The following is a 22,086-nucleotide window of genomic DNA, read 5'->3' on the forward strand; positions in this document are numbered from 1 at the left end:
TCAAACCCAGCGTAACCGCCGAAATAGCCACCATTGTCCGAGGGCCACCGACACCATCAACAGGCACGCAATGATGAAGCCATAGGGGCTCTGAGAGAAAGGTATACCTCCCACATTTATACCCAGTAAGCCGGTCAAGAAGCTCATGGGCAGGAAGATTCCAGTGATGATCCCAAAGCGATACATCGTGCGGTTCATGCGCACGCTCAAGCGCCGGTCTTCAGCCTCCAGCACAAGCCCCACGCGCTCGCGGGTCAATTCGAGCTCTTCCAGATAGCGGGTCAGGCTGTTGTTCAATTCGTTCCAATAGTCGGCATCGTCATCGCAAAACCATGGCAATTTGATCCGCGTCAGTTGAGCAAAAATGTCCCGCTGCGGCGCGAGGAATCGCTTGAGCCCTGCCGCTCGTCGACGGATCTGCAACACGCTGCCGTGCTCCGGAGTATACCGTTCGTCGGTATCGAGTTTTTCTTCCTCGGAATCCACGACTTCAGAGAGGTCCGTGACCAGATCCTGCACTTTATTGGTCAGGTACTGCGCCATATAAAGGATGAGTTCAGACGCAGTTCTTGGCCCTTTTCCCTCCGCCAGTTGCACAAGCAGTTCATCGGTAGCGCGCAGCGGGCGCAGGCGCAAGGAAATCACGCGGCTGGCGGCGGCGAAGATACGCACCGACACCATGTCTTCGGGCTCTGCACCCGGATTGAGGTTAACCCCGCGCAGGAACAGGAGAAGCTCGCCCTCTGGCAGCGGCAACAAGCGCGGGCGGGTGTTCTCCTCCAGCAGCAGGTCGCAGGCAAATTCGCTCAGGCCACTGGATTTACGCAGCCAGGTCTGGGTCTGCGGATGGCTGCGATCCCAATGCAGCCACAGGCTTTCCTGGGGCTGCAGTTGCAAGTCGTCGAGCTCAGTCCGGGCAATCGAACGCGCACCGCCTTTACCGTCCAGCACCAGGGCATGCACCAGCCCCCATTGCGCGTTTTCTTCCTCGAACATCCTCACCCCGTCGGTTATTGCGGTTTATTCAGGCATTTTCAGCGGGCTTGGCGACACAATCACGCCATTATTATCCGCATAGATGTACTCACCCGGACGAAAGGTCACGCCGGCAAATGTGACCACCACATTCAAGTCACCGATGCCGCGCTTGTCGGTCTTCATCGGGTGGCTGGCCAGGGCCTGGACGCCAAGATCGGTCTGCGCGATGACATCGACATCACGGATGCAACCGTAGATCACCAACCCTTCCCAGCCGTTTTTTGCAGCTTTCTCGGCGATCATGTCCCCCAACAACGCGCGCCGCAGGGAACCGCCCCCGTCGACCACGAGCACCTTGCCGGCGCCCGGCTGGTCGGCTTGCTCCTTGACCAGCGAGTTATCTTCGAAGCACTTGATGGTGACAATCTCGCCGCCAAAGGAATCTCGGCCGCCAAAATTACTGAACATCGGCTCGACCACCTGCACCAGATCCGGGTAGGCGTCGCACAGGTCGGGGGTCACGTAATGGTTCATCGAAAAATTCCTTTCTGCCAGAGAAGTGTCTTTCAAAGAAGTACCGGCCGAAGCGGACGGGGAACATCCCTTTCGCCTCGCCGCAACGCAAGAGCCACTGCGCGACTGAATATGACCAGAAGCGTTCAGCGCGTCATATCTTAGCCGCAACCTCGCACAAGCGAAACGCCCTTGGCAGAGCGCTGCGTCAAACCGTCGCCACTGTATCGACCGGGGCGCCAAGCAACGGTGTGAGCGGATCTTTTAACCATTGCGCCACCAGCGGCCACACTTCGGCCTGGGCGGCCTTGCTCACCAGCATTTCCACGTGCCCGAAATCCTCGGTAAAACCTTGCTGGCGGCCCAGGCAAAGGTACTGCCGATGCTCAGAACCGATTTGCTCGAACAACTTGCGACATGCCCAATCAGGGTCCTGTTGATCACCGGCAGCACTGACGGCCAACAGCGGCACATCGACGGTTGCCAGGCCTTTCCACCAGTCCTGCTTACCCTCGCCAAAGCGTCCAAACAGGCCATTCCAACGCATGGCTTCGATCAGCACGCCTGCGGGCTCATCCTCCGGACCGCGCTTGAGGCGCGAGCCGGACAATTCCCCGAAGCGTTTCAGAAGCAATCGACCGGTCCACTCCACCGGAGGAAGCTTCAATGGCCAGTGGGTGCGACTGACCTGGCAACCAAACAAGGCCACGGAAGCCACTGCCGGCGCGCCAAGGTGCTCACCACCCAGCGCCGCCGCCAAGGCTGTGCCGCCCAGGGAGTGCCCGATCCAATGGGGGATCTGCGCACTTTGCTCTCTCACAAACGCGCCGATAGCCGGCAAATCATAGCGCGCGTAGTCGGCGACCCGATTTTTGGCGTAGTCATGATTGCGCTTGGACAAACCATGGCCGCGCATTTCCGGTATCCACACATCGAAGCCCTGGCGCGCCAGGAAAGCACCCAAGCCGATGCCTTTAGGCGAATACCAGAAACGCCGATTAGAAAAACTGCCGTGCAACAAAATAACCGGGATGCCCCGGTTTTCCGGGATATCGGCAAGGCCCAAACGGGTAACTGCCAGCTCAACGGTGCCGTCGGGGCTATTACCGGGTTTGAGGCGATATACATCTTCACTCAGGTCGCCACGACGCTCAGCGCTGATCAGGGCGACGGGAAACAGATTGCTGCTGCTTTGCATAATGCTCTTGCACAAAAAAGGGCGGCGTCCGGAAGGAGATCCGCCCTGCACAGATAAGAATGCCGGTCACCCACAACGAGTGACCGGCACTTTTGACGTAGCGACTTTAGGCGGACGCTTGGCCTTCCGCCAGGAAGAACCAGGTTTCCAGCACGGAGTCGGGGTTCAGCGAGACACTTTCGATGCCCTGTTCCATCAGCCAACGGGCCAGGTCAGGGTGGTCGGAAGGGCCTTGGCCGCAGATGCCGATGTACTTGCCGGCCTTGTTACAGGCCTGGATAGCATTGGACAGCAGCTTCTTAACCGCAGGGTTACGCTCGTCGAACAGGTGAGCGATGATCCCGGAATCGCGGTCCAGGCCCAAGGTCAGTTGGGTCAGGTCGTTGGAACCGATGGAGAAACCGTCGAAGAACTCCAGGAACTCTTCGGCCAGGATGGCGTTGGACGGCAGTTCGCACATCATGATGACGCGCAGACCGTTTTCACCACGGGACAAACCGTTTTCAGCCAGCAGGTCCACCACTTGGCTCGCTTCGCCCAGGGTTCGGACGAACGGCACCATGATCTCGACGTTGGTCAGCCCCATCTCATTACGTACACGTTTCAGCGCGCGGCATTCCAGCTCGAAGCAATCACGGAACGCTTCGCTGATGTAACGCGAGGCGCCACGGAAACCCAGCATTGGGTTTTCTTCTTCCGGCTCGTAGAGCTTGCCGCCGATCAGGTTCGCGTATTCGTTGGACTTGAAGTCCGACAGGCGCACGATGACCTTTTTCGGGTAGAACGCCGCCGCCAGGGTGCTGATACCTTCCACCAGCTTCTCGACGTAGAAGCCCACCGGGTCGTTGTAACCGGCGATGCGCTTGTCGACGCTTTCCTTGATATCCAGCGGCAGGCCGTCGTAGTTCAAGAGCGCCTTGGGGTGCACGCCAATCATACGGTTGATGATGAACTCCAGGCGGGCCAAGCCCACACCGGCGTTCGGCAACTGCGCGAAATCGAAGGCACGGTCCGGGTTGCCGACGTTCATCATGATCTTGAACGGCAGGTCCGGCATGGCGTCGATGGAGTTTTGCTTGATGTCAAAGCCCAGTTCGCCTTCGAAGATGAAACCGGTGTCGCCTTCGGCACAGGACACGGTCACGCCTTGACCATCCTTCAACAGTTGGGTGGCGTTGCCGCAACCTACAACTGCCGGAATGCCCAGCTCACGAGCGATGATCGCCGCGTGGCAGGTACGCCCGCCACGGTTGGTGACGATAGCGCTGGCACGCTTCATCACTGGTTCCCAGTCCGGGTCGGTCATGTCGGAGACCAGTACGTCGCCTGGCTGGACCTTGTCCATCTCGGACACGTCCTTGATGATCCGCACCTTGCCGGCGCCGATGCGCTGGCCGATGGCACGGCCTTCCACCAGCACGGTGCCGGTTTCCTTGAGCAGGTAGCGCTCCATGACGTTGGCCGAAGTGCGGCTCTTCACGGTTTCCGGACGGGCCTGCACGATGTACAGCTTGCCATCGTCGCCGTCTTTGGCCCATTCGATGTCCATCGGGCACTTGTAGTGCTTTTCGATGATCATCGCTTGCTTTGCCAACTCGCTGACTTCCGCGTCGGACAGGCAGAAACGTGCACGCTCGGCCTTGTCCACATCAACGGTTTTCACCGAACGACCGGCCTTGGCCTCGTCGCCGTAGATCATCTTGATGGCTTTGCTGCCCAGGTTGCGGCGCAGGATGGCGGGACGGCCAGCTTCAAGGGTGTGCTTGTGTACGTAGAATTCATCCGGGTTGACCGCGCCCTGTACGACGGTTTCGCCCAGGCCGTAGGCGCCGGTGATAAACACCACGTCACGGAAGCCCGACTCGGTATCCAGGGTGAACATCACGCCGGCGGTGCCGGTTTCCGAACGCACCATGCGCTGCACACCGGCAGACAAAGCCACCAGCTTGTGGTCGAAACCTTGGTGTACGCGGTAGGAAATGGCGCGATCGTTAAAGAGAGAGGCAAACACCTCCTTGGCGGCGCGGATCACGTTTTCCACGCCACGGATATTAAGGAAGGTTTCTTGCTGACCGGCGAAGGAGGCGTCGGGCAAGTCTTCGGCGGTGGCCGAGGAGCGCACGGCGACAGCCATGTCCGGATTGCCGGCCGACAATGTGGCGAAGGCGGTGCGGATTTCTTCGTTGAGCTTCTCGGGGAACTCGGCGTCCATGATCCATTGGCGGATCTGGCTGCCGGTCTTGGCCAGGGCATTGACGTCATCGACGTCCAGGGCGTCCAGCGCGGCGTGGATCTGAGCGTTCAGGCCGCTCAGTTCGAGGAAATCGCGGTAAGCCTGGGCCGTGGTGGCGAAACCACCGGGCACCGAGACACCAGCGCCTGCAAGATTACTGATCATCTCGCCGAGGGATGCGTTCTTGCCCCCCACGTGCTCTACATCATGGACGCCGAGCTTATCGAGGGAAACTACGTACTCTACCAAGGTGATCTCTCCACTTTCTGTGTTGGAAAAGCTCAGGACGCCGGCGGCTCAGTAGGAGCTAACGCCCGCGCTTGTGGCCTGGACCTGGAAAATAAGTGAGAATGCGGCCCACTGCGGGACGGCAAAATCGCGCCTATCATATCCAAGATTCGCCATCAGCTTAAGGCCCAGGGCTCAAATGAAACGATCTGCTTTCTTTATCTCCGACGGCACCGGCATTACAGCCGAAACATTGGGTCAGAGCCTGCTCGCGCAGTTCGAAAACAATACCTTCGCCAAATTCACGCGGCCCTATATCGACAGCGTGGATAAAGCGCGGGCCATGGTACAACAAATCAATCTTGCGGCTGAAAAAGACGGCTTTCGGCCGATCATTTTCGACACCATCGTCAATCAAGACATCCGTGAGATTCTCGCAACGTCGAATGGTTTCATGATCGACATCTTCTCGACCTTCCTGGCGCCGTTGGAGCAGGAGCTGAGCGAACACTCCTCCTACTCCGTAGGAAAGTCCCATTCCATTGGGCATAACTCCAACTATATGGAGCGTATCGAGGCGGTGAACTTCGCCCTCGACAACGACGATGGCGCCCGCACGCATTACTACGACAAAGCCGACCTGATCCTGGTGGGCGTGTCGCGCTGCGGCAAAACGCCCACCTGTCTGTACATGGCCATGCAATTCGGCATCCGCGCGGCCAACTACCCGCTGACCGAAGACGACATGGAGCACCTGACACTCCCGGCCGCCCTGCGCGCTCACTCCCACAAGCTGTTCGGCCTGACCATCGACCCGGACCGACTCACCGCCATCCGCAACGAGCGCAAGCCCAACAGCCGCTATTCAAGCTACGCCCAGTGCGAGTTTGAAGTGCGCGAAGTGGAAAATCTGTTCCGTCGCGAGAATATTGCGCACATCAATTCCACGCATTTTTCGGTGGAAGAGATTTCCGCGAAGATTCTGGTGGAGAAAGGTGTGGAGCGCAGGTTCAAATAACCTGTGGGAGGGGGCTTGTTACCGATGGCGGCGTGTCAGTTGACAGATTAATTGACTGATCCACCGCCATCGGGGGCAAGCCCCCTTCCACATTTGGGTCGGCGTACATTCAGCTCTACAGATGGAACCTGCCCCCGCCCTGCCCCAACGCTGTGGCCAACGCATCAAACCCCGCTCGCAACAACTGATCATCTCCCGAGGTATTGCAGATACTCGCCCGAATAAACTGCGGGACCGCCGTCTGCCCTACGGCAAATGCTTCGGCGGTGGCGATCAAGTAATTGTTCTGCTTGAGCTCCGCCTCGATTTCCGACGCACGCCACGGCTCCGGCACTTCAATCCAGAAGTGCGGGCTATTGAGGTGGGTGCGGTATGCCAGGCCTTCCAGCAGGTCACTCACCAAGGCTTTACGCCGGCTGATCTCGTTGATCTGTTGGCGCAGCAGGTATTCGGCCGTGCCATTTTCGATCCATTGCGTGGCCAGTTCCAACGTCACCGGCGTAGCCATCCAGCACGTAGAACGTAAGGCCGCCGAAATACGGCTGACCAACGCCGGCGGCGCATGCACATAGCCCACGCGCAGCCCGGCGGAAACGGCTTTGCTCAGGCTGCTGATCAAAATCGTGCGCTCGGGGGCGAAATGGCTGAGGGGCGGCGGCCGGTCTTCTACTAATACGCCATGAGCTTCGTCTTCAAGGATCAGCAGATTGTGCTCGCGACACACCTTAACCAGCGCTTCGCGGCGCGCCACCGATAACACGGCGGTGGTGGGGTTCTGGATCGTCGGCGTGCAGTACAGCGCCGAAATCCGGTGGTTTCGACAGACTTCGTCCAGCGCATTCGGCAACACGCCCTCGTCATCCATCTCCAGGCCGATCAGGCGGATGCCAAGCATGCGCGCCGCGGTGATCAAGCCTGGATACGTCAGTTGCTCGGTCACAACCGTATCGCCGGCACGCAGCAGCGCCATCATCGCGCAGAGCAGGCCGTGCTGGCCGCCATTGACGCAGATGACCTGCTCGGGAATCGGATGAAAATCCCTCTGCACCAGCCATTGCGCACCCGCTTCGCGGTAGCGCGGAAGGCCAGCGTCCGGGGTATAGGCGCTGATGTCCTGAAGGAACTTGGCGTTGGTCGATAAGGTTTGGAAGCTCTGGGCCAGGAACGCCGTCTCCTGCCCGGGGATATGCATGTTGCGGCTCATATCGAAGTACTGGCGCGGCTCCTCGCTGACGTTGCGAAAGCCTTCATCGCGCTGGCGCTCCATCCCACGCTTGCGCACGAATGTTCCGTCACCAACTCGCGCAACCACCAAGCCAAGGCGCTCCAACTCACCGTAGGCCCGGCTGATGGTGCCGATGGTCACACCCAGATTGTCGGAAAGCACCCGATGGGGCGGCAGTTTTCGTCCCGGCTCAATCAAGCCTTCGAGGATGCCCCGTTCCATGACATCGGACAGGCGCTTGTACTTCACGCCCTGACCGTTGGACAAGCCCTCACGCATAATTGACACCATGTCAATATTTGTTTTGACAGCCATCTTTCGCCCTAATAGTGTGCTTTTACGGGTTCAATCGCCGAATTTAATAACTCATTACAAGTTCAATATAGAGTTCAATTCCGGCTCAGGGAAGCAATAAACGATGCCAATGTCCGCCGTTATAGAAAACACCGCCAAAACCAACACTCAAAAACAGTGGTTGGCCGGGCTGATCACCAGTGTGATGTTCCTAATCGTGTGCCTGAGTTGGGGCACGACCTGGCTGGGCATCAAAATTGCCGTGGAAAGCGTGCCGCCACTGACCTCTGCCGGCCTGCGTTTCCTGATCGCGTTCCCGCTGTTCCTGTGTTTTGCCATGGTGCGGCGCGAGCCGATCCTGTTTCCCCGCGAAAGCCGCTGGTTCTTCGTGTTCGTGACCCTGTCCTACTTCAGCGTTCCCTACTACTTGCTCAACTATGGCGAGATGCATGTCTCGTCCGGCCTGACCGCCCTGCTCTTCAGTTGCATGCCGGTATTCATCCTGATTTTCTCCGCGCTATTTCTGCGCGAGCGCATCTACTTTTCCCAAGTGGTCGGCATCGGCATCGGCTTCGGCAGCCTCTACATGATCATCAGGAGCCAGGGATTGCATCTGGACCACGCCGAGTTCTTCGGCGTACTGGCGATTCTGACCGCCGCGATCATGCATGCCTTGTGCTACGTGATTACCAAGCAGAAAGGCAGCGCCATCAGCGTGATCACCTACAACACCCTGCCCATCGGCATCGCCGGGCTGATGCTGTTCGTCGCCGGGCTGTGGTTTGAAACACCCACCTTTGAAGACATCACCCTGCGCTCCTGGAGTGCCCTGTTCTACCTCGGACTGGTGGCCTCGGTGGGCGGGTTCATCGTGTACTTCATGCTGCTCAAGCGCTTGAGCCCGATCATCCTGTCGTTCGTGTTCATCATCTTCCCGGTATTCGCGGTGATCATCGGCGCCTGGTACGAAGGCGTGGCGATTTCACGCGACCTGATGCTGTATTCGGCCATCCTGCTGGCTGGCTTTGCGATCACCAAGTTGCCGATTGAAAAACTCATGGCCAAGAAAAATTGACCCACAACCAACGCGAGAGAAACATGGAAGTCCTCCGCCCCACCGCCCTGGAACAGATCTACGCCCACGCCAGCCGCAGCTATCCCGAGGAATGCTGTGGCTACGTCTTTGCCGACGGCAGCGTGTACCTGGGCAGCAATATCCAAAATGAATTGCACCACAAGAACCCCGAGATGTACCCGCGCAGCGCGGCCAGCGGCTACACCTTCTCGGTGGCCGACACCCTGCTGCTGAACAAGGCATTTCGCAGCGACAACCCCGTGGTGGTGATCTACCACTCCCACCCGGACGTCGGCGCGTATTTCAGCGACGAGGACCAGGACAAGGCGCTGTTCCTGGGCGAGCCGATCTACCCGGTGAGCTATCTGGTGGTGGATGTTCGCCAGGGCCAGGCCCTCGGTTCCAAGCTATTTGCCTGGGATGGCAAACATTTCGCTCTTCAACCCTTCAACGACCTGCACACGGAGTTGTCCATGAACGCTGTCTCTTTCCCCGATATCCTGGTTCGCGTGGCCAAGCTGCCGGAATCGACCCTTGAGAGCACCGGATCGACATTGCGCGAAGTCATTGAAAACCTCTGCACCAGCCACCCGCAGTTGCGTGCGCACCTGTTTCACGAGAAGAACAACCAGCTCAAGGAACACTTCCTGTTTACCGCCGAAGAAGAGCTGATCGGTGCCGACGAACCCTTGCCGGAACAAGCCAAAATCGAAGTGCTACTCGCCACGTCCGGCGGCATAGACCTCGACACTCTGAGCAACGAGGAAGTACAGCGTTACGTGCGCCACATCACCCTGCCGGGCGTCGGCCGCGAAGGCCAGTTGAACCTGAAAAAAGCCAAGGTATTGATCATCGGCACCGGTGGCCTGGGCTCCCCCATCAGCCTGTACCTGGCGGCGGCCGGTGTCGGCACTCTGGGCCTGGTGGATTTCGATGTAGTGGAAAGCAGCAACCTGCAACGCCAAATCGTCCACGGCAACAGTACCCTCGGCATGCCCAAGGTCGAATCCGCCAAGCAACGCCTGCAAGACCTCAACAGTCATATCCAGATCAACGCCCACGACACCGCCCTGAATGCCGACAATGCCCTGGAGTTGGTGGGTGCCTATGACCTGGTGATCGACGGCACCGACAACTTCGACACCCGCTACCTGGTCAATGACGCCTGCGTGCAGCTTGGAAAACCCTTGGTGTATGGCGCCATTTACCGTTTCGACGGGCAGATCAGCGTCCTCAACTACAAGGGCGGGCCGTGCTACCGCTGCCTGTTCCCCAGCGCACCGCCCGCAGAGCTGGCACCCAATTGCAGCGCCGGTGGCGTGATTGGCGTACTGCCCGGCGTGGTGGGGATGATCCAGGCCACCGAGGCCATCAAGCTGTTGATCGGCATTGGCGAACCGCTGTCCGGGCGCTTGATGCGCTTCGATGCGCTGGCGATGAAATTCAGTGAAATCCGTTTCAAACGCCGCGCCGACTGCCCGTGCTGCTCCGAACTGCGCCACAGTGAAACGGTCGCGCCAGCCGTATGCGCCGACACCATGCCCAGCGCACCTTCACTCGCTGAAGAGCGCTACATCAAGCCGCGAGTTCTCAAGCAATTGCTCGAACACCCGCACAGCGCCGACGTGCTGCTGGACGTGCGCGACGCCAGCGAACTGGAGGTGTGCAAGTTACCGGGGGTGGTGCACATCCCCCTCGCCGAGCTGGACGGTCAACTCGACCGCCTCAGCCGCGACAACACTCATTACCTGATCTGCTACGCCGGCACCCGCGCCGAGCAAGCGGCCAGTACGCTGCTCGCGGCAGGTTTTGCCAACACCAAAGTCCTGCAAGGCGGCATGAAGCACTGGGTTCGCGACGTCGAACCCGACATGCCCTTGTACTGAGTTGAGGACTGACTGATGTTGCATAACTCGATCCTCGATGCCATCGGCCACACGCCCATCGTGCGTCTGGCGCAGTTTTCCGAAGACCTCGGCATCGAGGTCTACGCCAAGCTCGAATCCCTCAACCCCGGCGGCAGCCACAAGGCGCGCATCGCCCTCGGCATGATCCTCGACGCCGAGCGCCGGGGCGTGCTGATGCGCGATTCCGGGCAAACCATCATCGAGCCCAGCGGCGGCAACACCGGCATCGGCCTGGTGATGGCCGGCAACGTGCTGGGCTACAAGGTAGTGCTGGTGATTCCCGACAACTACAGCCCTGAAAAACAGAAGCTGCTGCGCCTGTACGGCGCCAAGGTGGTGCTGTCGGACAGCCGCCTGGGCAACAATTCCCACGGTGAAAAATGCATGGAGTTGCAGCTGGAAAACCCCAACTACGTGATGCTCAACCAGCAACGTAACGGCGCCAACCCGCAGACTCACCGCGACACCACCGCGCCGGAAATCCTCCGCGCCTTTGGTGATCGCCGCGTGGACTACTTCGTCAGCGGCATCGGCACCGGTGGCCATATCACCGGTATCGGCGAAACCCTCAAAGCCGCCTGGCCGGCACTACGCGTAATGGGCGTGGAACCGGAAGAATGTGACCTGCTGAAAAACCAACACGCGCCGCACCATATCCAGGGCCTGTCGATTGGGCTGATCCCGAGCATCCTCAACCTCGATGTGATTGACGGCATGCTCAAGGTTTCGCGCCAAGACTGCATCGACATGATGAAACGCATCATGCGCACCGACGCCATCAGCCTGGGCCTCTCCTCCGCCGCCAATATGGTGGCCGTCGCCAGGCTTGCCCCCGAACTGCCGCCCGAAACGGTGGTGTTGACCATGGTCTACGACAATGCCGACAGCTACCTGCCCAGCTTCGAATAACCGGTTTTCCAACCAGCCAGAATGCGGGGGTTCCTCCATGGGCGGCTTTATCGACATGCAACACCTGCATGATGAGTTGCTCACCCAACTCATCAAGACCCTGACGCCTGCGCAAATGAAACAGTTGGAACCGCACCTGGCGCCGCTGATCCAGAGCGCCGCCCAATCGGTGGCCGAAGACCTGATCGCCTATGCCTACCGCGACCCGGCTTCACGCGGTCGCGGCGAGCTGATTCTGGAATCCTATGCCTCGTTCAAGGCGGTGCTGTATTACCGGCTTGCGCACCTGGTGTGGAATTTCCCTGACCAGACCAACGGCGTGTTCTCGCGCATCGCCCTCAAGCTCAGCAACCAGGGCAAAGTGCTGTCCGGCGCCGAGATACACCCGGCGGCGCGCATCGGCCGGCGCTTTGTACTGGACCACGGCTACGGCACGGTCATCGGTGAAACCTGCGAGATCGGCAACGACTGCTACATCCTCTGCGGCGTGACCCTCGGCGCTCGAGGCATTGCCAACAACCCTGACGGCAAGCGCCATCCACGCCTGGGCAACAACGTCGAAGTCGGCTCCGGTGCCCGGGTGCTGGGGTATGTGTTAATTGGCGATAACGTGTTTATCAGCCCGTCCTGCGTGATCACCCAGGACGTGCCCGCCGGGACCAAGGTCAAGGTGGTCAACCAGATCCAACTGCAGAAAAACGATGAATCGGACCACAGCAGCTACCTTGGCGCCTTCGCCCTGGAGGAGCGCTTGCACGTGGTCGGCGAGGTCAACGCCAGCCACAAGGTGACGGTGCTGGACGCCGACTTCCACCCTTTGCCTGGGCTGATGCTGGAGCCGACAGTGAAGGAGCGTCATCACCTCCAATTTCGTCTGCACCGGGTCGAAGCAGGCAATCAACTGCCGCGCCTGCCGCTGAACCTGAAAATCTGCGGCCCGGAATTTGAAATAACCCTGCTTTCCCCCCCTGGCTTGAGTGCAATGGTGCGCCACCTGTTGCAAGCCAGCCCACTGATCGTCGGAGGTTGAACATGTCCGTGCACTCCATGGAAACCCTGGCGCTGTATGACAGCGCGCCCTACCAGAACGCATTCAGCGCCCGGGTGATTGCCGTAAGCGAACACGGCATTGCCCTGGAGCACACACTGTTCTACCCCACCGGCGGCGGACAGCCGGGCGATACCGGCCACTTGACCTTACCCGATGGTACGCGGGTCGAAGTGATCGGCACCGTACGCGACCAAGTACTGCGCTCGATCATCTGGCACCAGGTTGAACACTGCCCCGAGCAACTGGTTGCCGGAGTAAAGGTGGATGCCGGGCTGGATTGGGCACGGCGCTACCAGCACATGAAAATGCACACCTGCCTGCATTTGTTGTGCTCGCTCATCGATGCACCGGTAACGGGCTGCAGCATCAGTGCCGACAAAGGTCGCCTGGATTTCGACCTGCCGGAAATGACCCTCGACAAAGACAGCATCACCCGCGACCTCAACGCGCTGATCGAACAGGCTCACCCGGTGAAAACCCTGTCGATGGCTGCCACGGAATACTCCACCCTGTTGCAGATCACCCGCACCCAAGCGGTCGCCCCCCCGGTGATCCAAGGTTCGGTACGGGTGATTGAAATTGCCGGGATCGACATCCAGCCGTGCGGCGGCACCCACGTGATCAACACTGAGGAAATCGGCCGGGTGTTCTGCGAAAAGATCGAGAAGAAGAGTAAGCACAATCGCCGGGTGATCCTACGGTTCGAATGAACGCAATTCAAATGTGGGAGGGGGCAAGTCGAATCGTCACGCCGCCCTCCCACATTTTTAGTTTTGCGTCGCCTGCTAGATCACGAACAGGTCCATGAAGCGGTTTACAGCTGTGGCCTCAAGCTTCGCCTGGTCCTTGCACAACGCAAAGATCTCGGCGCTGCGTTGCGCGGTAAACCGCGTCGCCAGGTTGGCCTTGAACTTGTCTTCCAGCAACGGAATGCCATCCACGCGACGGCGACGATGGCCGATGGGATATTCCACCGCCACCTGCTGGGTGCTGGAGCCATCCTTGAAGAACACCTGCACTGCATTGGCGATGGAACGTTTGTCGGCCTCCAGGTATTCGCGGCTGTAGCGTGGGTCTTCGACAATGACCATCTTGTCGCGCAGCTCATCAATGATCGGGTGGGCTGCATGGAATTCATCTTCGTACTGCTCGGCCACCAGATTGCCGAACGCCAGAGGCACGGCGGTCATGTATTGCAAACAGTGGTCGCGATCAGCGGCATTGGCCAACTGACCCACCTTGGAAATGATGCGGATCGCCGACTCATGGGTAGTGATCACGATGCGCTCGATCTCATGCAGTCGATGTTTGACCTGAGGATGCAAGGTCACCGCCGCTTCGCAGGCTGTTTGCGCATGGAACTCGGCGGGGAAGCTGATCTTGAACAGCACGTTTTCCATCACATAGGTGCCGTACGCCTGGGAAAGACTGAACGCGCGCTTGTCCTCGGGCTTGAGCGCCAGGTCCTTGTTGGTGTGGCTGAACAACACGTCGTAAAAGCCCCACTGCGGCGCGCTTAAGACACCGGGAATGCCCATCTCGCCACGCAGCGCGATATCCGCCAGGCGCACGCCACGGCTTGATGCATCACCCGCCGCCCAGGATTTGCGCGAGCCGGCATTCGGCGCATGGCGGTAAGTGCGCAGCGCTTGCCCATCCACAAACGCGTGGGACAAGGCCGCCAGCAGTTGCTCACGGGTGGCGCCCATCAGCTTGGCAGTGACCGCCGTCGAGGCGACTTTGACCAGCAGCACATGGTCGAGGCCGACACGGTTGAACGAGTTTTCCAGCGCAATAACGCCCTGAATTTCGTGGGCCATGATCATCGCTTCCAACACCGCACGCACGGTCAGCGGCGCATCACCATTGGCCACACGTTTTTGCGACAGGTGATCGGCCACGGCCAGAATGCCACCGAGGTTATCCGAAGGGTGGCCCCATTCAGCGGCGAGCCAGGTGTCGTTGTAGTCGAGCCAACGCACGATGCAGCCGATGTCCCAGGCGGCCTTGACCGGATCCAGGCGCAACGACGTGCCCGGCACTCGCGCACCGAACGGCACCACCGTGCCCTCGACGATCGGCCCCAGGTGCTTGGTGCACTCGGGAAAACGCAGCGCCAGGAGGCCGCAACCGAGGGTGTCCATCAGGCAGTTGCGGGCGGTGTCGAGGGCGGCTGGGGAGTCGATCCGGTAGGTGAGGACGTAGTCGGCGATGTCCTGCAGAACCTGGTCGTAGTCGGGGCGGTTGTTCTGGTCGACGTTGGTGCTCATGGCAGATCTCCAAAGTGAGTTAGGGTTGTTGCATCCTCAGGGTCAGGGTTGATCGTTTCGCAGGTCTGAATGCCTGCTTATGACTGTGGGGGGGGGCGGTGCGACGATTCGACTTGCCCCCGATGGCGATGGATCAGTGATGAATGTGTCGACTGACACACCGCTATCAAGGGCAAGTCGAATCGTCGCACCGCCTCTCCCACAAGGGATTGGTGTTGGACTTTAGAAAGAGTCGCCGGGTACGCGGACGAAACCTTCCATCAACACCCGTGCACTGCGGCTCATGATGGCTTTCTTCACCACCCACTCACCGTTCACCTGGGTGGCTTCAGCCCCCACGCGCAACGTGCCGGACGGATGCCCGAAGCGCACCGCATTACGTTCAATGCCGCCTGCGGCGAGGTTGACCAATGTCCCGGAAATCGCCGCTGCCGTGCCAATCGCCACGGCAGCCGTGCCCATCATGGCGTGGTGCAGCTTGCCCATGGACAGGGCGCGCACCAGCAAATCCACATCGCCAGCCTTGATCGCCTTGCCGCTGGACGCCACGTAATCCGCAGGCTTGGCCACAAATGCGACCTTCGGCGTGTGCTGGCGCTGGGCGGCTTCGTCCAGGTGTTTGATCAGGCCCATGCGCAACGCGCCATAGGCCCGCACGGTCTCGAACATGGCCAAAGCCTTGGGGTCGCCGTTGATCGCGCCTTGCAGCTCGGTGCCGGTGTAGCCGAGGTCTTCGGCGTTGATGAAAATCGTCGGGATGCCGGCGTTGATCAGCGTGGCCTTGAAGGTGCCGACACCGGGCACTTCCAGGTCATCGACCAGGTTGCCGGTGGGAAACATCGAGCCGCCGCCGCCCTCTTCTTCTGCCGCCGGGTCCATGAATTCCAGCTGCACTTCGGCGGCCGGAAAGGTCACGCCGTCCAGTTCGAAGTCGCCGGTTTCCTGCACAGCGCCGTCGGTAATCGGTACGTGGGCGATGATGGTCTTGCCGATATTGGCCTGCCACACACGCACCACGGCCACGCCGTTGTGCGGAATGCGAGCCGGGTCGACCAACCCGGCGGTGATGGCGAACGAACCCACCGCCGCCGACAGGTTGCCGCAGTTGCCGCTCCAGTCGACAAAGGGTTTGTCGATGGAGACTTGGCCAAACAGGTAGTCCACGTCGTGCTCGGCGCGGGTGCTTTTGGCCAGAATCACGCTTTTACTGGTGCTCGATGTGGCGCCGCCCATGCCGTCGATTTGTTTGTCGTAGGGATCGGGGCTGCCGATCACCCGCAACAACAAGGCATCGCGGGCAGCGCCCGGTACCTGCGCCGAGGCGGGCAGGTCCTGGAGGCTGAAAAATACGCCCTTGCTCGTGCCGCCACGCATATAGGTGGCGGGGATCTTGATTTGCGGTACGTGTGCCATGGTTGTCCTCTTAAGCGGTCGCCGCCGATTCCAGGAAGTCCTGGGCAAAACGTTGCAACACGCCGCCCGCCTCATAGATCGACACTTCTTCGGCGGTGTCGAGGCGGCAGGTCACCGGCACTTCGACACGTTCGCCATTCTTGCGATTGATCACCAGGGTCAACTGCGCACGCGGGGTGCGCTCGCCGACCACGTCATAGGTTTCACTGCCGTCGATGTGCAAGGTGTGACGGTCGGTTCCCGGCAAAAACTCCAGGGGCAACACGCCCATGCCCACCAGGTTGGTGCGGTGGATGCGCTCGAAACCTTCGGCGGCAATCGCCTCCACACCAGCAAGGCGCACGCCCTTGGCCGCCCAGTCGCGGGACGAGCCCTGGCCGTAATCGGCACCGGCGATGATGATCAGCGGCTGCTTGCGCTCCATGTAGGTTTCGATGGCTTCCCACATCCGCGTAACCTGGCCTTCCGGCTCGATGCGCGCCAGGGAACCCTGTTTGACCTTGCCGTTTTCCACCACCATTTCGTTGAACAGTTTCGGGTTGGCGAACGTTGCGCGCTGCGCGGTCAAATGGTCGCCGCGGTGGGTTGCGTAGGAGTTGAAGTCGACTTCCGGCAGGCCCATTTTCGCCAGGTATTCACCGGCAGCGCTGTCGAGCATGATCGCGTTGGACGGCGACAGGTGATCGGTGGTGATGTTGTCCGGCAGCACCGCCAGCGGGCGCATGCCCTTCAGCGGACGCGCTCCGGCCAGCGCACCTTCCCAATACGGCGGACGGCGGATATACGTGCTCTGCGGACGCCAGTCGTACAGCGGCGCGACTTTGGGGCCAGTGTCTTCGTGGATCGCAAACATCGGGATATACACCGCGCGGAACTGCTCCGGCTTGACCGAGGCCTTGACCACCGCATCGATTTCTTCGTCGCTCGGCCAGATGTCCTGCAGGCGGATTTCCTTGCCGTCGGCGTCGAGGCCGAGCACGTCCTTCTCGATGTCGAAACGGATGGTGCCGGCAATCGCATACGCCACCACCAACGGCGGCGACGCGAGGAAGGCTTGCTTGGCGTAAGGGTGAATGCGCCCGTCGAAGTTGCGATTACCCGACAGTACGGCGGTGGCGTACAGGTCGCGGTCGATGATCTCTTGCTGGATCACCGGGTCGAGCGCGCCGGACATGCCGTTGCAGGTGGTGCAGGCAAACGCCACCACGCCGAAACCGAGCTTATCGAGTTCGTGACCGAGGCCGGCTTCTTCCAGGTACATGGCCACGGTTTTCGAACCGGGTGCCAAGGAGGATTTGACCCACGGCTTGCGCTTGAGCCCCAGCTTGTTGGCATTGCGCGCCAACAGCCCGGCGGCGATCACGTTGCGCGGGTTGCTGGTGTTGGTGCAACTGGTGATGGCGGCGATGATCACCGCGCCATCAGGCATTTGCCCTGGCACTTCATCCCACTGTCCGGAGATACCTTTGGCCGCCAGGTCGCGGGTGGCGACGCGGGCGTGGGGATTGCTCGGGCCGGCCATGTTGCGCACGACGCTGGACAGGTCGAAGGTCAGGCCGCGCTCGTACTGCGCGCCTTTCAAATCATCCGCCCACAGACCGGTGTGACGCGCATATTGCTCGACCAGTGCGACCTGTTGATCTTCACGGCCAGTGAGTTTCAGGTAGGCGATGGTTTGTTGGTCGATATAAAACATCGCTGCCGTGGCGCCGTATTCCGGGGCCATGTTGGAGATGGTCGCGCGGTCGCCCAAGGTCAGGTTTGATGCGCCTTCGCCAAAGAACTCCAGCCATGCGCCGACGACTTTCTGTTGGCGCAGGAACTCGGTCAGCGCCAGCACCATATCGGTGGCGGTGATGCCCGGCAGCAGCTTGCCCGTCAGCTCGACACCGACGCTTTCCGGCAGGCGCATCCACGAGGCGCGACCGAGCATCACGCTCTCCGCTTCCAGGCCGCCGACGCCAATGGCGATCACGCCCAGAGCATCCACGTGGGGCGTGTGGCTGTCGGTGCCGACGCAGGTATCCGGAAACGCCACGCCGTCACGCACCTGGATCACCGGGGACATTTTCTCCAGGTTGATCTGGTGCATGATGCCGTTACCCGGCGGGATCACGTCGACGTTCTTGAAGGCCTTTTTGGTCCACTCGATAAAGTGGAAACGGTCTTCGTTGCGACGGTCTTCAATGGCGCGATTTTTCTCGAACGCATCGGGGTCAAAACCCCCGGCTTCGACGGCCAGGGAGTGGTCAACGATCAATTGGGTCGGCACCACCGGGTTGACCTGGGCCGGGTCACCGCCTTGCAGGGCGATGGCATCGCGCAGGCCGGCGAGGTCGACCAACGCGGTCTGGCCAAGAATGTCGTGGCACACCACACGCGCCGGGAACCAGGGGAAGTCGAGATCGCGCTTGCGTTCGATCAACTGGCTCAGGGAAGCATTGAGAGTGGCCGGGTCGCAGCGGCGCACCAGGTTTTCTGCCAGTACGCGGGAGGTGTAGGGCAAGGTGGCGTAGGCGCCAGGGGTGATTGCTTCGACTGCCGCACGGGCGTCGAAGAAATCCAGGCGGCTGCCGGGGAGCGGTTTGCGAAATTCTGTGTTCATCGTCAGGACTCGGTCACGGTGATTACAAAAGGAAGACCTGGGCCGATCCAGAATTGAAATGCGATTCAAATGTGGGAGGGGCGGTGCGACGTTTCGACTTGCCCCCGATAGCGGTTTATCAGTTGCCATAGGTGTTGAATGACATACCGCCATCGGGAGCAAGCCCCCTCCCACACTTTGACCTCATTCCAATCCTGGGATCGTCAGCCTTCAGCGACGTTCGATTGGCACGAACTTGCGCTGTTCGACGCCGGTGTACTCGGCGCTTGGACGGATGATGCGGTTGTTGGCGCGTTGCTCGAATACGTGGGCTGCCCATCCTGTAAGCCGCGAGCACACGAAGATCGGCGTGAACAGCTTGGTCGGAATGCCCATGAAGTGATACGCCGAGGCATGGTAGAAGTCGGCATTAGGGAAGAGTTTTTTCTGTTCCCACATGGTCTTGTCGATGGCTTCGGAGACAGGGAACAGCACGGTGTCGCCCACTTCGTCAGCGAGTTTTTTCGACCAGCCCTTGATCACTTCATTACGCGGGTCGTTGTCTTTGTAGATCGCGTGGCCGAAGCCCATGATCTTGTCTTTGCGCGCCAGCATGCCGAGGGTGCCTTCGACAGCCTCCTCTGCCGAACCGAAACGCTCGATCATTTCCATCGCCGCTTCGTTGGCGCCGCCATGCAGCGGACCGCGCAGGGAGCCAATGGCGGCAGTGACGCAGGAGTAGAGATCGGACAGGGTCGAGGCACACACGCGAGCGGTGAAGGTCGAGGCGTTGAATTCGTGCTCGGCGTAAAGGATCAGCGAGACGTTCATGACCTTCTCATGCAGCTCGCTCGGTTTCTCGCCGTGCAGCAGGTGCAGGAAATGACCACCGATACTCGGCTCGTCGGTCACGCAGTCGATGCGCTTACCGTCGTGGCTGAAGCGGTACCAGTAACACATGATTGCCGGGAAGGCGGCGAGCAAGCGGTCGGTGACATCGCGCTGCACGCTGAAGTCTTTTTCCGGCTCGATGTTGCCCAGGAACGAACAACCGGTGCGCATCACGTCCATCGGATGGGCGTCGGCGGGGATGCGTTCCAGCACTTCCTTGAGCGCTTGCGGCAGGTCGCGCAGCTTGCTCAGCTTCTGGCTGTACGCGGCCAATTCGGCTTTGGTCGGCAATTCGCCGTACAGCAGCAGGTAGGCGACTTCCTCAAACTGCGCATCGGCAGCAAGTTCGCGAACATCGTAGCCGCGATAGGTCAGGCCGGCACCGGCCTGGCCCACGGTGGACAGTGCAGTTTGCCCGGCGACCTGGCCACGCAGGCCGGCGCCACTCAGTACTTTTGCTTCAGCCATGGTTTTTCTCCAATTTTGTCGTTATTCAGGGAGACGTGTTCGTCACTTCTTCGCGGCGAACAGCGCGTCGAGCTTCTGCTCGAAGGTGTGGTAGTCGATGCGATCGTAAAGCTCCATGCGGGTTTGCATGGTGTCGATCACGTTCTGTTGGGTGCCGTCGCGACGGATCGCGGTGTAAACGTTCTCGGCGGCCTTGTTCATGGCGCGAAAGGCCGAGAGCGGATACAGCACGATGGAAACATCAGCAGATTTCAACTGTTCGGTGGTGTACAGCGGCGTCGCGCCAAATTCGGTGATGTTGGCCAGGATCGGCGCTTTCACACGGGCGGCGAACAGTTTGTACATCTCCAGTTCAGTAATGGCTTCCGGGAACACCATGTCGGCACCAGCCTCGATGCAGGCGGCGGCACGCTCCAGGGCGGACTCCAACCCTTCGACGGCCAAGGCATCGGTACGCGCCATGATCACGAAGCTGTCATCGGTGCGCGCATCCACGGCGGCCTTGATGCGGTCGACCATTTCCTGCTGGGACACGATTTCTTTATTCGGACGATGGCCGCAGCGCTTGGCGCCGACCTGGTCTTCGATATGAATCGCAGCGGCGCCGAACTTGATCATCGATTTGACGGTGCGCGCCACGTTGAACGCCGAGGAGCCAAAACCGGTGTCCACGTCCACCAATAGCGGCAGGTCGCAGACGTCGGTGATGCGGCGCACGTCGGTGAGCACGTCATCCAGGCCAGTGATGCCCAGGTCGGGCACGCCCAGGGAACCGGCCGCCACGCCCCCGCCTGACAGGTAGATCGCCTTGAAGCCAGCGCGCTTGGCCAGCAGCGCGTGGTTGGCGTTGATTGCGCCGACTACCTGCAACGGCTGTTCACTGGCGACTGCGTCACGGAAACGCTGGCCGGGTGTGCTTTTATTGTTCGAACTCATGACTCACCTCTATCAGGGGCGCCGTCCGGGAAGTGACGGGCAATGTTGCGTTTGGACGCGCCGATATGACGGCGCATCAGCAGTTCGGCCAGTTCACCGTCGCGATCGGCAATCGCGTCAAGAATGCGGTGATGCTCGGCAAAAGCCTGGCGTGGACGATTGGGGGTGGTGGAGAACTGGATGCGGTACATGCGCACCAACTGGTACAGCTCGCCGCAGAGCATTTGGGTCAGGGTGCGGTTACCGGCGCCTTGAATTATCCGGTAATGAAAGTCGAAGTCGCCTTCTTGCTGGTAGTAGCCGACGCCGGCCTGGAACGCAGCATCCCGTTCGTGGGTGTGCAGCACTTGGCGCAGCTCTTCGATTTCGGCGTCGGTCATGCGCTCGGCGGCCAGGCGGCAGGCCATGCCTTCCAGAGATTCGCGGATTTCATAGAGTTCGATCAGCTCGGCGTGGCTCAGGGACACGACCCGCGCGCCCACATGGGGCACGCGCACCAGCAGGCGCTGGCCTTCCAGGCGGTGGATCGCCTCACGCAACGGGCCACGGCTGATGCCGTAGGTGCGGGCCAGTTCCGGTTCGGAGATCTTGCTGCCGGGGGCGATCTCGCCTTTGACGATGGCGGCCTGGATGCGCCGGAAAACGTTCTCCGACATCGTTTGGGATTCGTCCGACACGACTATCGGAGCTTCAGGCTGAACCAGCATATTGTCGACACCTTAAAAAGCAATGCCGCAAAAACTAGCCAATCAGGCCTGGATAGTCAAAGAATAAATACACATTGTCGACAATCGTCTAATAACCCTTGTTGCACGCGTTCGGAGCATGGCCGCCTGCCAGCGGTGGCGCCAAAAAAGCATCATGTTAGAATGCCGCCGCATTTGCCTGACATCGC

The 22,086-nt window shown here is 60.2% G+C and carries 17 protein-coding genes; 6 read left to right on the top strand and 11 right to left on the bottom strand.

Annotation, left to right across the window (positions count from 1 at the left end; all coding sequences use genetic code 11):
- The 4 genes from LRO94_RS21230 to ppsA all read right to left on the bottom strand — a co-directional run bounded on the left by LRO94_RS21230 (position 1) and on the right by ppsA (position 5,171).
- On the bottom strand, positions 1 to 996 hold the full coding sequence (locus tag LRO94_RS21230; RefSeq protein ID WP_032887594.1) for a zinc transporter ZntB: 996 nt from the start codon (positions 994 to 996) through the stop codon (positions 1 to 3).
- 24 nt (positions 997 to 1,020) lie between these two features.
- Entirely contained in the window at positions 1,021 to 1,512 is a 492-nt protein-coding gene (gene rraA, locus LRO94_RS21235; RefSeq protein ID WP_032887592.1) for a ribonuclease E activity regulator RraA, read from the bottom strand.
- 187 nt (positions 1,513 to 1,699) lie between these two features.
- Positions 1,700 to 2,689, bottom strand: coding sequence for an alpha/beta fold hydrolase (locus LRO94_RS21240; protein ID WP_179180020.1), 990 nt, complete (start codon positions 2,687 to 2,689; stop codon positions 1,700 to 1,702).
- 106 nt (positions 2,690 to 2,795) lie between these two features.
- Complete coding sequence (gene ppsA, locus LRO94_RS21245) at positions 2,796 to 5,171, bottom strand: phosphoenolpyruvate synthase (protein ID WP_032887588.1); 2,376 nt, start codon at positions 5,169 to 5,171, stop codon at positions 2,796 to 2,798.
- A 178-nt stretch (positions 5,172 to 5,349) separates the two neighbouring features.
- Here ppsA and ppsR point away from each other — a divergent pair, with 178 nt between their 5' ends.
- Positions 5,350 to 6,168 carry a posphoenolpyruvate synthetase regulatory kinase/phosphorylase PpsR gene (gene ppsR, locus LRO94_RS21250; RefSeq protein ID WP_027603681.1) on the top strand — a complete coding sequence of 273 codons (819 nt, stop codon included), beginning with the start codon at positions 5,350 to 5,352 and terminating at the stop codon, positions 6,166 to 6,168.
- 115 nt (positions 6,169 to 6,283) lie between these two features.
- Here the strand turns inward: ppsR and LRO94_RS21255 are convergent, their stop codons facing one another.
- Positions 6,284 to 7,708, bottom strand: a complete 1,425-nt coding sequence (locus LRO94_RS21255; RefSeq protein WP_032887586.1) for an aminotransferase-like domain-containing protein — start codon at positions 7,706 to 7,708, stop codon at positions 6,284 to 6,286.
- A 160-nt stretch (positions 7,709 to 7,868) separates the two neighbouring features.
- Here LRO94_RS21255 and LRO94_RS21260 point away from each other — a divergent pair, with 160 nt between their 5' ends.
- From LRO94_RS21260 to LRO94_RS21280, 5 genes are read left to right on the top strand one after another with little or no spacing between them, the layout of a single operon-like run.
- The gene (locus tag LRO94_RS21260; RefSeq protein WP_160385034.1) at positions 7,869 to 8,762 is read left to right on the top strand and encodes a DMT family transporter; all 894 of its coding nucleotides are present in this window, start codon (positions 7,869 to 7,871) and stop codon (positions 8,760 to 8,762) included.
- A 23-nt stretch (positions 8,763 to 8,785) separates the two neighbouring features.
- Positions 8,786 to 10,648 carry a molybdopterin-synthase adenylyltransferase MoeB gene (gene moeB / locus LRO94_RS21265; protein WP_179180019.1) on the top strand — a complete coding sequence of 621 codons (1,863 nt, stop codon included), beginning with the start codon at positions 8,786 to 8,788 and terminating at the stop codon, positions 10,646 to 10,648.
- A gap of 15 nt (positions 10,649 to 10,663) precedes the next feature.
- Positions 10,664 to 11,578 (top strand): PLP-dependent cysteine synthase family protein, encoded by a 915-nt coding sequence (locus LRO94_RS21270; RefSeq protein WP_032887582.1) that lies wholly within the window; start codon positions 10,664 to 10,666, stop codon positions 11,576 to 11,578.
- A gap of 37 nt (positions 11,579 to 11,615) precedes the next feature.
- A complete protein-coding gene (locus LRO94_RS21275) occupies positions 11,616 to 12,608 on the top strand; it encodes a serine O-acetyltransferase (RefSeq protein WP_032887580.1) in 993 nt (330 codons plus the stop codon).
- Positions 12,609 to 12,610: 2 nt separating this feature from the next.
- A complete protein-coding gene (locus LRO94_RS21280) occupies positions 12,611 to 13,339 on the top strand; it encodes an alanyl-tRNA editing protein (protein WP_179180018.1) in 729 nt (242 codons plus the stop codon).
- Positions 13,340 to 13,414: 75 nt separating this feature from the next.
- Here the strand turns inward: LRO94_RS21280 and prpD are convergent, their stop codons facing one another.
- The 6 genes from prpD to LRO94_RS21310 form a co-directional block, all read right to left on the bottom strand.
- Complete coding sequence (gene prpD / locus LRO94_RS21285; protein WP_032887577.1) at positions 13,415 to 14,899, bottom strand: 2-methylcitrate dehydratase; 1,485 nt, start codon at positions 14,897 to 14,899, stop codon at positions 13,415 to 13,417.
- Between the two features lie 222 nt (positions 14,900 to 15,121).
- Entirely contained in the window at positions 15,122 to 16,312 is a 1,191-nt protein-coding gene (gene prpF / locus LRO94_RS21290; protein ID WP_095185342.1) for a 2-methylaconitate cis-trans isomerase PrpF, read from the bottom strand.
- Between the two features lie 10 nt (positions 16,313 to 16,322).
- Entirely contained in the window at positions 16,323 to 18,917 is a 2,595-nt protein-coding gene (gene acnD, locus LRO94_RS21295) for a Fe/S-dependent 2-methylisocitrate dehydratase AcnD (RefSeq protein ID WP_032887573.1), read from the bottom strand.
- A gap of 210 nt (positions 18,918 to 19,127) precedes the next feature.
- Positions 19,128 to 20,255 carry a bifunctional 2-methylcitrate synthase/citrate synthase gene (gene prpC, locus LRO94_RS21300; protein WP_032887571.1) on the bottom strand — a complete coding sequence of 376 codons (1,128 nt, stop codon included), beginning with the start codon at positions 20,253 to 20,255 and terminating at the stop codon, positions 19,128 to 19,130.
- A gap of 42 nt (positions 20,256 to 20,297) precedes the next feature.
- Positions 20,298 to 21,191: a methylisocitrate lyase gene (gene prpB / locus LRO94_RS21305; RefSeq protein ID WP_015885362.1), complete on the bottom strand. Its 894-nt coding sequence runs from the start codon at positions 21,189 to 21,191 to the stop codon at positions 20,298 to 20,300.
- Positions 21,188 to 21,898 carry a GntR family transcriptional regulator gene (locus LRO94_RS21310; protein WP_032887568.1) on the bottom strand — a complete coding sequence of 237 codons (711 nt, stop codon included), beginning with the start codon at positions 21,896 to 21,898 and terminating at the stop codon, positions 21,188 to 21,190. Before LRO94_RS21310 ends, prpB begins: the two co-directional genes overlap by 4 nt.
- Between the last annotated feature and the right edge of the window lie 188 nt (positions 21,899 to 22,086).

The sequence above is a fragment of the Pseudomonas sivasensis genome, from assembly GCF_021391435.1.
GTDB classification, from domain to species: domain Bacteria; phylum Pseudomonadota; class Gammaproteobacteria; order Pseudomonadales; family Pseudomonadaceae; genus Aquipseudomonas; species Aquipseudomonas sivasensis.